At 39.9% G+C, this 13,759-nt stretch carries 8 protein-coding genes; all 8 read left to right on the top strand.

What is annotated here, in order from left to right:
• The first annotated feature begins 222 nt into the window (after positions 1-222).
• The 8 genes from BN2458_RS02005 to BN2458_RS01970 all read left to right on the top strand — a co-directional run bounded on the left by BN2458_RS02005 (position 223) and on the right by BN2458_RS01970 (position 13,229).
• Entirely contained in the window at positions 223-1,128 is a 906-nt protein-coding gene (locus tag BN2458_RS02005) for an RluA family pseudouridine synthase (RefSeq protein WP_034325502.1), read from the top strand.
• A gap of 74 nt (positions 1,129-1,202) precedes the next feature.
• Positions 1,203-6,659, top strand: coding sequence for an alpha-2-macroglobulin family protein (locus BN2458_RS02000; RefSeq protein ID WP_081951490.1), 5,457 nt, complete (start codon positions 1,203-1,205; stop codon positions 6,657-6,659).
• Entirely contained in the window at positions 6,649-8,967 is a 2,319-nt protein-coding gene (pbpC, locus tag BN2458_RS01995) for a penicillin-binding protein 1C (RefSeq protein WP_231944821.1), read from the top strand. The genes BN2458_RS02000 and pbpC overlap by 11 nt, the downstream gene beginning before the upstream one ends.
• A gap of 45 nt (positions 8,968-9,012) precedes the next feature.
• Positions 9,013-9,756, top strand: a complete 744-nt coding sequence (gene fabG, locus BN2458_RS01990) for a 3-oxoacyl-ACP reductase FabG (RefSeq protein WP_034325500.1) — start codon at positions 9,013-9,015, stop codon at positions 9,754-9,756.
• A 72-nt stretch (positions 9,757-9,828) separates the two neighbouring features.
• Positions 9,829-10,062 (top strand): acyl carrier protein, encoded by a 234-nt coding sequence (acpP, locus tag BN2458_RS01985; RefSeq protein ID WP_034343474.1) that lies wholly within the window; start codon positions 9,829-9,831, stop codon positions 10,060-10,062.
• A gap of 90 nt (positions 10,063-10,152) precedes the next feature.
• Positions 10,153-11,388, top strand: a complete 1,236-nt coding sequence (locus tag BN2458_RS01980; RefSeq protein WP_034325497.1) for a beta-ketoacyl-ACP synthase II — start codon at positions 10,153-10,155, stop codon at positions 11,386-11,388.
• A gap of 13 nt (positions 11,389-11,401) precedes the next feature.
• Positions 11,402-12,331: an acetyl-CoA carboxylase carboxyl transferase subunit alpha gene (gene accA / locus BN2458_RS01975; protein ID WP_034325496.1), complete on the top strand. Its 930-nt coding sequence runs from the start codon at positions 11,402-11,404 to the stop codon at positions 12,329-12,331.
• A 67-nt stretch (positions 12,332-12,398) separates the two neighbouring features.
• A complete protein-coding gene (locus BN2458_RS01970) occupies positions 12,399-13,229 on the top strand; it encodes a cysteine ABC transporter substrate-binding protein (RefSeq protein WP_034325494.1) in 831 nt (276 codons plus the stop codon).
• Positions 13,230-13,759: the final 530 nt, after the last annotated feature.

The raw sequence follows: 13,759 nt of genomic DNA, 5'->3' as shown, positions 1-13,759 counted from the left end.
TTAACCAAAAATCTGCGCTTACAATGCCATAAAGATGCTATGCAGGATTCTATAAATGTGGGATTTGTTAAAAAAGGGGCACAAATTAGAATCCTATAAATTAATGCAATGAGAAGCCTTAAAGTAAGCGTGTATAGAATCTTTGCCTTAGTGCAATGTGCGGATTCTCTATGAGATTCTTTAAGTAGATTCTAAAACGCCTATTGTTTCAAAGGATTATAAATGCCCTTTATCACGCGTGAATACGAGATTAGCACACCCATAGCAGCGTTTTTATTCCTTATGCGCCACAAACAATACAGCATACAAGCTGCCCAAAGAGCCATAGACAAGGGCTATTTAAGGCAAAATGGACGCGCAGTATCAAAGGCTGAAATTATTTGTGGTAAAGTCGAACTAAACGAGTTTGAAGCCCGTGATATTAACTTAGAACCTTTGTTTTCCAATGCAGATTTTTGCGTGTATGACAAGCCACACAACCTCCTAAGCCACCCCAAAGGCAGATATTTTCACTACTCACTTAATGACGCACTCAAATCGCGCTTTGGCAAAAATGCAAATATCATTCATCGTCTTGATAGGCAAACTAGCGGCTTATTGCTATGCGCCCTAAATCCTGTAAGCGAAAAAGAACTCAAAATGCTAATGCAGCAGCGGCAGATTCACAAAAGTTATTATGCTATCGTGGAGGGGAATCTCACACAGGAGATACTCATTGACAAGCCACTCGCCACGCAAAAGCATAAGGGTGGGGATTTATGTATCAAAAGTATTATATGTAAAAATGGCAAAGAATCTCGCACACTTGTGCGCCCTATTTTTTATCACGCACAAACAGATTCTACACTTATTAATGCCCTACCACTCACAGGCAGAACCCACCAAATCCGCGCTCATTGCGCCTATATAGGACATAGAATCCTAGGCGACCCGCTATATGGGGCAGATGAGAAATATAGCAGAATGTATTTAGACAACAAACATCTAGCCGAGTATGAGCAATACTTCGGCGCACCCTATTTATGCCTCAATGCACATTCTTTGCACTTTTGTTTTAGAGAGCAAGAATATCGCTTCACAAGCAAACTCCATTTTGACTTCGCGCCACATTTTGAAGCATATTTTTAAGTTTGTGTTTATGGAATTTTTGATACAATCAAGAAATTTAGATTTTGCAAATCCTGCCGTTGAAAGAGATAGCTATGAATACTATAAAAACAAGAACAAACAATAAAATAAGTGTTGCTTTGCTGTTGTGCGTGTTTTTAGTATTTTTTATAAGCGCGTGTGCGGATAATAAATCAGTCAGCTCTTATACGCAAAATATCTCCACCGAGCAAGATGATAATATTAGAATTACTTTTGAAAACCCAATCGTTAGCGAAGAAACATTTAATGCGAGTAAGATTTATGAGGTAAAAGCGAGTGATGATATCATAAAGATTAATGGCAAAGGTGTTGATGCGACTTATGTATATCGCTCCACTTATGAAATACTCATCTTTCCTCTTGCCACGCTCAAACCAAACACAAAATACACATTCAATGTGAATCTTGCAAAACTTGAAAACACACTTATTAAAGATTCTCTCTCCCTTGATGTGCGGACTAATTTGACGGAGGCGGATATTTTGCCATTTGAGCCTACATACAATGCTAGTCAAAGCTTGAGCTTCCGCACAAGTGTCGAATTTTCACAAAGATTCGATATGAGCGCACTTTTACAGGCTATTGAATCTAATGATAAAAAAGAGATAGCAAAAGCCATTACTTTGCAAGATGATAAAGGCGCAGATGTGGGATTCACACTACAAGCCGCACCAAAGGCACTTTTTATTAAAAGTGATGAGCTACCTATACAGGAGGATAAAGCCTATACCTTAACCATCAAGGCTAAATATTTTGGGCTCAAAGAAGACAAGGTAGCGCGATACATACAGAGCGTGGGGAATCTAGAAGTGGTGGGCATAAGGGCTATAAGCACAGAGACACCATATATCGAAGTGGCTTTTTCTTCATATCTTGCTCAAAATACACATTTGGAGAATTTTATTAGCATTGAGCCAGACATTAAGGCAAAATTCTCTCAAAGCGGCAATGTCGTGCGAATTGACGCGCCTTTTAGTCTCTCTAAAAACTACAAAATCCGCATTAAAGAAGGCTTGGTAGGCGTGGATAAAGCGCGTATGCAAACTGCCAAAGAAGATTCGATATTTTTTCATCAAATCACCCCAGCAATAGCCTTTTCACAACAGGGTATTTTCCTCCCAAGCAATGCCGCACACAAAATCGCTTTTAAGAGTATGAATATCAAAAAAGTAAGACTAAAGATAAGCAAAATCTACCCAAACAACATCACCGCATATCTTTACAGACAAAATCTCATCGGCGAAACACAATACAACAACTACTCACGCGATGATCACTACTATGATGATGAGTATAGCGATAGGGGTATTTACGCGGATTTTGAGCGTTTGGGTGATGAAGTGCTTAAGCAAGATTTTGAGCTTGAAGCCGAGCAAAATCAATGGCTTCAAAGCGAGATAGATTTATCCGCACTTAAGGACAAAAAGGGCATTTTCATCATCGAACTTGGCTTTAAAGAAGAAGATATGATGTATGAATTTCCAGAGGGAACTTCATCGTGGCGCAAAAGTCAGTTTTTTGATAAGGCAACCATACAAAAGCATTTGATTTTTTCAAATATCGCCCTCATCGCCCAGCAAAGTGGCGATGATAAACTCGAAGTAATGGCACTTGATATGGTAAGTAATAAGCCACTCTCCTCGGTGCAAATCAATGCCATTAGTCGGAAAAATCAAACCCTGCAGAGCATAAGCACAGATTCACAAGGCATTGCCACATTTAATGAATCCTCTAAAATTATGTATCTTGACGCGAATAAAGATGATGACAATACGATTCTGCGCCTTAAGAATCCTGTAAGCACAGAGGGCTTTGATGTTGCTGGAGAGGTGCTTGATGGGAACACAAGGGCATATATCTACACCGATAGAGGCGTGTATCGCCCGGGCGAAAGTGCGCATATAAATATCCTTGCACGAGCAGATTCTAAACCGATTACCCACCCAATACACATTAGCATTACCTCACCACAGGGCAAAAAAATCATAGAGAATCTAAGCCTAAAAGAACAGCTTTTTGGATTGTTTTCATATACATTTACAACAGAATCTAACGCCCCAAGTGGCATTTATGAGCTTGAAGCAAAAGTTGGTGGAAGCAGTTTTTGGCATAAAATCTCGGTAGAAAATGTCGTGCCAAATCGCATAAAGGTAGAAATAGCATCTCCGGACAAAATAAGCACGGTAGATGAGCTTAATTTTACTCTGCAATCAAAATATCTCTTTGGTGCGCCAGCGAGCAATCTCAAATACAATATAGATTTGCTTGTTAAAGAAGTAAATTTTTACGCACCTGCGTATAAAGACTATGTCTTTACCTCACATCAAAGCCTAAATGATTTTTATGATGACTTTGAGGGCAAACTCGATGAAAATGGCAAGAAAAATATAGAAATTGATATTGACGATTTCATAGAAAAGGCGAGCAGAAACCTCCGCGCTATCTTGAGTGCAAAGGTCATCGAAAGTGGTGGGCGTCAAGTCCAAAATGCAAAGGCTGTGGATATTATGCTTTTTGATGCTTTTGTTGGGATTAAAAAGCCAGAAAGTCGCTATGTGAGTGCGGATAAAGAGATTCATTTGCCAATTATCGTGCTTTCAAGTGATACGCAAAAGCCTTTAGTTAATCGCAAACTCAAATATACAATTTATCATTCAAATCAATCGTGGTGGTGGGATTATAGCAGCTATGATGAGTTTGTGCGCTCGATAAAAAGCAGTAAATACACAAGGGTTTTGCAAGAGGGTAACCTCACTTCAAAGGCAGAACCTGTTGTTTTAACATTTACCCCAAATCAAAGCGGGGAGCTCTTTATCGAAGTGCAAGACTTAACAAATGGCACAAAGAGTGCGCTCTCACTCTATGCGAGTGAATATGGTGAGCCAAACCTTGAGCCAAAAATCACAGCCCTTAAAATGAGTTCAAACAAGACACATTACTTAAGCGATGAAAAGGCAGTTGTTACTTTTGAAAGCATCAAAGATTCTAAAGCACTTGTGAATATTATCGGTGCAGATAAGGTATTTGAGCGATTCTTTGTCGATACAAAAGATGGGCAAACGCAGTTTGAGCTACCGCTTAAAAAAGCCTATGCACCCAATGTGTATGTGAGTGTGCATCTACTGCAAGATTATAATAGTATTAATAATGACCGCTCACAGCGACTTTATGGCATTATACCGCTTATGGTGGAAAATGCAGATTCTAAAATTACTATTGATATTGACGCGCCTAAGTCAATCCGCCCCAATGATAATTTTGTCGTGAATCTCTCAAACAAAGAAAAGAAAAAAGTCGCTTACACACTCGCGATTGTTGATGAGGGGCTGCTTGATTTGACAGATTTTTCTTCGCCAAATCCGTGGGTATATTTCTACAAAAAACTAGCCCTTTCACTGCTGAATTTTGATAACTACGATATGATTATTGGGCACAATATAGATAAGATTCATCAAGTTTTAAAAGTCGGCGGTGAGGCGATGTTTAAAGCTGGTGCAAAGCGCAAAGATTTGAATCAAGCCCAAAGATTTAAACCTGTGGCATTTTATGCCAAACCCATAATGAGTGATGATAAGGGCAAGGCAAAATTTACCTACACAATGCCCTCATATATGGGGAGTGTGCGGATTATGGCAGTAGCGGTTGATGAAAAAGCCTATGGCGGAGCTTCACAAAATATGCAAGTAAGCGCACCTGTGGCTATGCTACCCACTATACCGCGTAGCCTCAAAAATGGCGATAAATTCACCCTTGCTATTGAAGTGTTGCCAACACAAGAAAAGGTAGGCAAGGTTACTTTAAATCTCAAAAGTGGCGATAAAATCGCATTTGATAAAAATCAAATTACTTTGCAGTTTGATGACAAAAAATCCCAAAATGTGTATATCAACGCACAAGCGAGTGAGAATCATATCGGGCAGGATTTCATCGATATAAGTCTATCAAGCAAGGACTTTAAGCTAAACCAAAAAAGCGAGATTGATATTTTGCCAAACAACCCTTACACGACTTTGAGCCAGAAATTCACGCTTAAACCTAAAGATTCACTCACACTAGAAAATCCAAAAAATTCTATTATCGGCTCAAGCGATAGTTATGTGATTGTGAGCCAAAGCCCGATTTTAAGCATTGATAATCGCCTCAAATGGCTTATCCGCTATCCTTATGGCTGTATCGAGCAAACGACTTCAAGCGTTATGCCGCAGCTTTTCTTAAACAAACTGAGCAAAAGTAATTTTATCGACAAGCAAGAAATTGTGCGAAACATTAACGCAGGAATTGAGCGCATAGGAAGATTCCAAACAAGTGATGGCGGTTTCTCATATTGGCAGGGAGAAACACGCTCTAATCCGTGGGGTAGCGCATATGCAGGGCATTTCCTACTTCTTGCTAAGGCAAATGGCTATTATGTAGCGGACAATGTGCTAAAAAATTGGATTTCCTACCAAAAGAACCTTGCCAAAAATACAGAAGATCCTAAAACGGCTATCTATGCACTCTACTTGCTTTCACTCGCGGGTGAGCCACAAATTGGTTTGCTAAATGCGATATACGAAAATCTTGATAGTCTTAATATAGATGTAAGCAACAAGTGGCTTTTGGGTGCAGCATACAAACTCGCAGGAATGCAATCAATCGCTGAAAAAATCACAAAGAATCTCCCCACAATAACCAAAGAGCGAGATGAGAGCTACTACATATATAGCTATGGCTCATCTTTGCGCGATAATGCGATGATTTTGCGTGCCTACACGGAGATTTATGGCGCACCGCACAAAGAGGCACTATCACTTCTTATCCAAAAACTCGAAAGTGATAATTGGTATTCGACACAAACACTTGGTTACTCGCTCCTTGCACTCTCTAGCACAATGCCTGCGAGCGAGGATAAGGGCAATAACATAATTGATGTAAATTTCAATGGCAAAAACTTCAAGGCGGATAAGGGAGCAGATTCTATAAAAATCCCATTTGACGCGATTGAGGGCAAACTTAGCTCAAACAACGCCTTCCCGCTCTATATCAATCAAGTATGGGACGGCATTTTATTAGAGAAAGATATTCAAGCAAAATCGCAAAAAATCGCACTTGCTCGAAGCTTCTTAGATGAAAGTGGCAATCCTATCGATGTAAGCAACATACCATCTTCTAGCACATTCTATATGAAACTCACCCTAAGCAATGCAAGTGAGCGTGTAAGGGTAAATAATGTCGCCATTACACAGAATCTGCCTAGCGGCTGGGAGATAGAAAACACAAGGCTAAGAGACGATGTGATTTTACCAAAATTTGTAACAAATAGTGGCATTACCTACACTGATATACGAGATGATAAGATAATGTGGTTTATGGACTACCACGGCAATAGCAAAGTGATGTTTGTGAAAATTAATGCCATTACACCCGGAGAATATATCCTCCCACCAGCTACTGCAGAGGCGATGTATGATAATAGCTTCCTTGCCAATACAAGCTCTATGCCCGTTGTGGTAAGCTCTCGTGAGAGATAGCGCGATTTTTGCTCGTGCCAAAATACCGCTTATTCTCTGCGCGACTGGTGCTGTGCTACTTTTCTTTTACGGCTTAGGCGTGTTTGTAAGCTTTTATGATACGCTTAAGACAAAAGAGGGTTTGAAAAAAGATTTATTTGAATCTGTTTATAGCAAAAGTGTTTTTGATAGAAATGGCACACTCCTTAGTGTGTTTTTAAACAAACAAGAACAATGGCATTTAAAGCTGCCTCACGCGCCACCACACAAACTTCGCGTTGCTGTGCTCAATTATGAAGACAGACGCTTTTATCAACATTGTGGGATTGATATTTTCGCGCTTTTGCGCAGTGCAAAAAATAATCTCACTTCACACAAAAGAATGGGTGGAAGCACGATTAGTATGCAGGTAGTAAAGCTCTACACCAACGCACCACGTACATTTGCAAATAAATTTAATGAGATTTTTCAAACACTTGCGCTCGAAAGCGCATATAGCAAAGATGAGATTCTCAATATGTATCTCAATAATGCGCCCTATGGTGGTAATATCGTGGGCTATCATTCAGCTGCACTTTTATATTTTCATAAAGATTCTAATGCGCTCACTTGGGCAGAATCTGCTCTTTTAGCCGTGCTTCCAAACGCACCGGGACTACTCAATCTTAATAAAAACACACAAATCCTACAACAAAAGCGTGATACCTTACTTTTAAAATTACACAAAAAGGGATATTTTGATGAAACAATACTTTCCCTTGCTCTCAAAGAACCACTACCACAGACAAAGACAGCCTATCGTAATATCGCGCCGCACCTCAGTGTGCATTTAGCACGCACACAAAAGGCTTACAATATTCATACTACGATTGATAAAAATCTCCAAATACGTGCAGAATCTGTCATCAAGCAATATCATAAAAAACTCTATCCGCAGGGGATTTTAAACATTGCCGCACTTGTTGTGGATACACAAAGCGGCGAGATTCTAAGCTATGTAGGCTCGCAGGATTTTTTAGATATACAAAATTATGGACAAATAGATGGTGTGCGTGCGTTGCGCTCTCCGGGCTCACTACTTAAACCTTTTTTGTATGCCCTTAGCATTGATAATGGACTCATTGCGCCACAAAGCCTTTTGACCGATGTGCCACTCTACTTTGCTAATTTCAAGCCACAAAATGCGACAAAAACCTACAAAGGATTAGTCGCAGCAGAATATGCCCTGCAAAAATCACTCAATGTGCCTTTTGTAAAGCTTTTGCAAGAATATGGCTATGAAAAATTTTTCTTTACCTTGCAAGATATGGCGCATTTGCCAGCGAGCAATCCACATCAATATGGCCTGTCCTTTATACTTGGCTCAAAAGAGATAAATATGCTTCAAATCGCAAGACTTTATCGTGGGCTTGGTAACTATGGCGTATTTGGGGAGCTAAGATTCTTAGCAAATACACAGCCAAAACCTATGCAAAGATTTCTTACAAAAGGAAGTGCTTATCTTACCTTGCAAACACTAAAAGAGCTAGAGCGCGAGGGAATCCTCGACTTTCACAAAGAGAAAATGGTATTTTCGTGGAAAAGCGGAACAAGCTATGGCAGAAAAGATGCGTGGGCTGCAGGTGTAAGCCCGAAATATACTATTGTTGCGTGGGTGGGGAATTTTGATGCCAAACCAAATCCAAATATTTTAGGTGTGAAAACTGCGGGAACTCTGCTTTTTGAGATTCTCTCCGCTTTGCCAGACAATAATATCAACTTCGAGCTTCCCACGGAGGAGTTAGAATATATAGAGGTGGATAAATTTAGCGGATATAGGCTCGATGATGAGTATAAAAATCTGCTCGAAAAAGAAGATTCACAAAAAAGTATTCTTTACCCTATTCACGCAAAACCCCTAGAACGTTCGCCATTCTACCACAAAGCCTTTATGTATGGGGACAAGGAGGTAGATTCACACGATAGTCATTTTTTAGAATCTACCCCAAAACTCATCATCAAGCTTCCCCTTAGTGTGCTCAACTACTACAAGATTCAGAACATACAAATTGATAAGCATATCCAAAGACATAAAAAAAGTGTGCAGATTCTCTACCCCACGCAAGGACTTAAAATATTGCAGGCAAAGGACTTAGATGGCGATAAAGAGCTCATTATTAATATTAGCAATATCAAGAATCAACCCATTTCGTGGTATCTTAATAAAAAGCTTGTCCATAGCTCCGCACAATCCTCCTTTAAGACGCGCTTATCTCCGGGGGATTATCATCTCACAATCGTGGGTGAGGACGGCAGTATGGATAGCGTGAGTTTTTATATAAAAGATTAAGTTACCAAAATAGGCTAAGATTCACAAAAAATTTAAGGAGAGCAGATGAAATTTCAAGGAAGCAATGTGCTAATTACAGGAGCAAGTAAGGGCATTGGGGCGCAAATCGCTAAGACATTAGCAGGGTATGGATTAAAGGTGTGGATAAACTATCGCTCAAAGCCAGAGCTTGCAGATAATCTGCAAAAGGAAATAGAATCTAGCGGTGGCAAGGCGGCTGTGATTAAATTTGACGCAAGTGTGGAGGAAGAGTTTGTAAGTGCGCTAAAGGTCATCATTGAAAGTGATGGCAAGCTAGACTATCTCGTCAATAATGCAGGTATCACAAATGATAAACTTGCTTTGCGTATGAGTATAGGAGACTTTGAAAGTGTAATTGATGCAAACCTCAAGTCTTGTTTCATTGGTTGTAGAGAAGCACTCAAAATAATGGGTAAGCAAAGATTTGGTAGTGTAGTCAATATTGCTTCAGTAATTGGTGAGCGCGGCAATATGGGGCAGTCAAACTATGCAGCAAGTAAGGGTGGAATGATTGCGATGAGTAAATCTTTTGCGTATGAAGGCGCACCGCGCAATATCCGCTTTAACTGCATCACGCCCGGATTCATAAAAAGTGATATGACAGATGAGCTAAAACCTGAAATTGTGGAGAGCTATATGAAAAATATCCCATTAGCGCGTTTTGGGGAAGCAAGTGATGTGGCTGAAGCTGTGGCATTTTTGCTCTCAAATCAATCAAGCTACATTACTGGCGAAGTGCTAAAAGTTAATGGTGGGCTATATATGTAGTAGAGCAACTTGCCATTTAACAAATTTTTGATATAATTTCGGCTTTTAAAGTTTAAATCTAAGGAGAACACAATGAGTAGCACATTTGAAAGTGTAAAGTCAGTAGTTGTAGAGCAATTAAGCGTTGATGCAAATGAAGTGAAGTTAGAATCTCGCTTTATTGAGGATTTGAATGCAGATTCACTTGATGTTGTAGAGCTTGTTATGGCATTGGAGGAAAAATTCTCAATCGAAATTCCTGATGAAGATGCGGAGAAAATCAAAACCGTTAAAGATGTTGTTGATTATATTGATAAAGCAAAATAACAATTAGAATCTACCATTTATCAAAGAACCTCATATATGCTTGTATGGTAGATTCTTCAGCGCAACCTCATAAACACAAAGGAATGGTATATGCGTCAAGTCGTAGTAACCGGTTTAGGAATGGTGAATGCACTAGGACTAAACAAAGAAGAATCATTTAAGGCAATCATTGAAGGCAAATGCGGCATTAAACGTATTTCTTGCTTTGATGTAGAGAATTTTCCCGTCAAAATTGCTGGTGAGATTACAAATTTTAACCCTGAAGAAGTCCTCGACCCACGCGAAGTCAAAAAGGCTGATAGATTTATACAGCTTGGGCTAAAAGCGGCGCAAGAGGCAATGAATGAAAGTGGTTTGCTTCAAAATGGTATGGCAGATTCTATGCTTGGCGATAGATTTGGCATAAGTTCTGCCGCGGGTATTGGTGGGCTTGGCAACATCGAGAGAAACTCAATTACTTGCGAACAAAAAGGTCCTAGACGCATTAATCCATTCTTTATCCCCTCTGCGCTTGTGAATATGCTAGGTGGCTTTATCTCCATACAATACGCGCTAAAAGGTCCAAATCTTGCGAGTGTTACTGCGTGTGCAGCAGGAACTCACGCTATTAGCGAGGCAGCAAAGACTATTATGCTTGGTGGCGCAGATGCTATGCTAGTCGTTGGTGCTGAATCTGCTATCTGTCCTGTGGGAATTGGTGGCTTTGCGGCAATGAAAGCACTAAGTGATAGGAATGATGAACCACTCAAAGCCTCTCGTCCTTTTGATAAAGAGCGCAATGGCTTTGTAATGGGCGAGGGAGCCGGAGCATTGGTGCTTGAAGACTATGAGAGTGCCAAAAAGCGTGGTGCAAAAATTTATGCTAAACTCATAGGCTTTGGCGAGAGTGGCGATGCAAATCACATCACTACTCCAGCCCCACAGGGAGAAGGTGCGTTACGTGCGATGAAAGCCGCTCTCTCAATGGCAAATACTCAGGTGGATTATGTCAATGCGCACGGCACAAGCACTGCATACAATGACCTTTATGAAACAATGGCACTTAAAGCTGCCTTTGGTGGAAAAGATAAAGTCCCACCTGTAAGTTCTACAAAAGGGCAGATTGGACATTGTTTGGGTGCTGCTGGTGCTATTGAGGCAATTATCTCCATTATGGCAATGCAAAACAGCATACTTCCACCAACCATCAATCAGGAATATCCGGATCCTGAATGTGACCTTGATTACATCCCTAATACCGCGCGTGAGGCTAAAGTCAATGTGGTTATGAGCAATTCGTTTGGCTTCGGTGGCACGAATGGCGTGGTAATATTTGGCAAAGCCTAAATTAGGTGTGGGAATGGCTACTTATCTAGACTTTGAGCAAAAGATTAAAAACCTGCAAGATGATATAGAATCTGCGCTTATGCGTGGCGATGACGATGCAAAGCTGATTCTTGAAAAAGAGCTTGAAAAAGAAGTTCGCAATGTGTATAGCAACATAAGTGATTATCAAAAATTACAGCTCGCACGCCACCCTGACCGTCCCTATGCTATGGATTATATTGAGCTTATTTGTAAAGATTCTTATGAAATAAGTGGTGATAGGCATTTTAAAGATGATAAGGCGATTGTATGCTTTTTAGGGAAAATAGGTGGACAGACTGCGGTAGTCATTGGCGAGGAAAAGGGACGAGGCACAAAGAATAAACTCGTGAGAAATTTCGGTATGCCAAGCCCAGAGGGTTATCGCAAAGCTTTACGAGCGGCGAAACTAGCTGAAAAATTCCATATTCCTATCCTTATGCTTGTCGATACACAGGGTGCGTATCCCGGGTTGGGTGCGGAAGAGCGCGGACAAAGTGAGGCAATTGCTAGGAATCTGCAAGAATTTGCTAAGCTTAAAACTCCAACGATTGCCGTTGTTATAGGCGAAGGTGGTAGTGGAGGGGCTTTGGCTATCGCAGTAGCTGATAGACTTGCTATGATGCAGTATTCTGTATTTAGCGTTATCTCACCAGAGGGCTGTGCCGCTATATTGTGGAATGATCCAGCAAAAATAGAATCTGCCACGAAAGCCCTCAAAATTACCCCTGTAGAGCTCAAAAAATATGGGCTTATCGATGATGTGATTGATGAGCCATCTATTGGCGCACACAGAGATAAAGAAAGTGCTGCAAAAATGATTGAATCTTACTTTCTCAAAGCACTTGAAGAAATTTCACAAGATGATAATTACCTCAGCAAACGTTACCAAAAGATTATAGCATATGGAGCTTTTGGGCAATAACCAAGCATAACTCAAACAATAACTATGTGTTTGTATGCTTGTTCAACTATTTTTAAGGAGAACGAAAATGAAAAAATGGCTTTTGACATTTGTAGGCTTAGCTTTTATAGTATTCTTTAGCGCGTGTAGCAATAATGGCACAGAATCAAACACACAAGATATACTCGAACAAATCAAGCAAAAAGGCATTGTGCGTATTGGTGTTTTTAGCGACAAACCCCCTTTTGGCTTTGTGAATGAAAATGGCAAAAATGACGGCTTTGATGTATTTATCTCAAAACGTATAGCACAGGACTTATTAGGCGATGAAAACAAAATAGAGTTTGTATTCACAGAGGCAGCTTCACGCGTGGAGTTTTTGCGCTCGAATAAGGTTGATATCATTATGGCAAACTTTACACAAACACCCGAACGCGAAGCAGTGGTAGATTTTGCAAAGCCATATATGAAAGTGGCTCTAGGCGTGGTATCTCCAAATGGCAATATCACAAATGTTGATGAACTAAAGGGTAAAAAACTTATAGTCAATAAGGGCACGACTGCTGATACATTTTTTAGCAAAAATTATCCAGAGATTGAATTGCTAAAATATGAGCAAAATACTGAAGCATTTCTTGCTTTAAAGGACGGCAGAGGCGATGCGTTAGCGCACGACAACACATTAGTGCTCGCGTGGGCTATGGAAAATGATGGCTTTGCCGTAGGGATTGCTACACTAGGCGATGAAGATGTCATTGCTCCTGCTGTAAAAAAAGGAAATGAAGCACTCAAGACGTGGCTTGATAATGAAATCGATACCCTCACAAAAAATGGCTTTATGAAAGAAGCGTATATGGCGACTCTTGCACCCATTTTTGGCGAAGAAAAAATGGATTCTGTTATTTTATCATACGAGTAGATCCGTAAATAATCTTTAGAATCTGCCAAGATTTTAAAGATTCGCCCATTCTATGAGCCTCAAATAAAAGTGGCATTGAAATCTCATAAAATCAACGCAACATCAGCAACTCTAGTGTTAGGGGTAAAGCAATATATTCTACGTGACATAAAGGAGAATATTTTTGCGCTCATTTTGTAAGAATCTAACCCACACTTGCATATTTTTATCCTCCGCCCCTCTTATAAAAAAACTAAAGGATTCCAAAATTGCCAATATGTTTTTGATTGTGTTTTTACACCACTTGATTTTAAAAATCTCCTTTCACACCCAAAAATAGAATCTAGCTCACGCAAAGAGATAAAATTATCTTGCCTTGTTTTCCTGCTTTTCTCTTATATACATATGCTCACTCTCGCAAATCTCTTCGTATCTTTAGAAACAGGTTTAAGATTCAAATTGTGTATTAGAAATAACTTCAATAGCAATATTTTCTTCATTAAGCACCAAGAATTCTTTGATATTCTTGCTATTGTCTGCAAATCTGCAAA

Origin of the sequence: Helicobacter typhlonius (assembly GCF_001460635.1) — a bacterium.
Taxonomy (GTDB): domain Bacteria; phylum Campylobacterota; class Campylobacteria; order Campylobacterales; family Helicobacteraceae; genus Helicobacter_C; species Helicobacter_C typhlonius.
The sequence above is the reverse complement of the archived record's forward strand: the minus strand, read 5'-3'. Positions and strand labels throughout refer to the sequence as shown.

Coding starts and splice junctions, on each gene's coding strand:
- fabG (WP_034325500.1), top strand. CDS start 9,013: ATGAAATTTCAAGGAAGCAATGTGCTAATTACAGGAGCAAGTAAGGGC.
- BN2458_RS02005 (WP_034325502.1), top strand. CDS start 223: ATGCCCTTTATCACGCGTGAATACGAGATTAGCACACCCATAGCAGCG.
- acpP (WP_034343474.1), top strand. CDS start 9,829: ATGAGTAGCACATTTGAAAGTGTAAAGTCAGTAGTTGTAGAGCAATTA.
- BN2458_RS02000 (WP_081951490.1), top strand. CDS start 1,203: ATGAATACTATAAAAACAAGAACAAACAATAAAATAAGTGTTGCTTTG.
- BN2458_RS01970 (WP_034325494.1), top strand. CDS start 12,399: ATGAAAAAATGGCTTTTGACATTTGTAGGCTTAGCTTTTATAGTATTC.
- BN2458_RS01980 (WP_034325497.1), top strand. CDS start 10,153: ATGCGTCAAGTCGTAGTAACCGGTTTAGGAATGGTGAATGCACTAGGA.
- accA (WP_034325496.1), top strand. CDS start 11,402: ATGGCTACTTATCTAGACTTTGAGCAAAAGATTAAAAACCTGCAAGAT.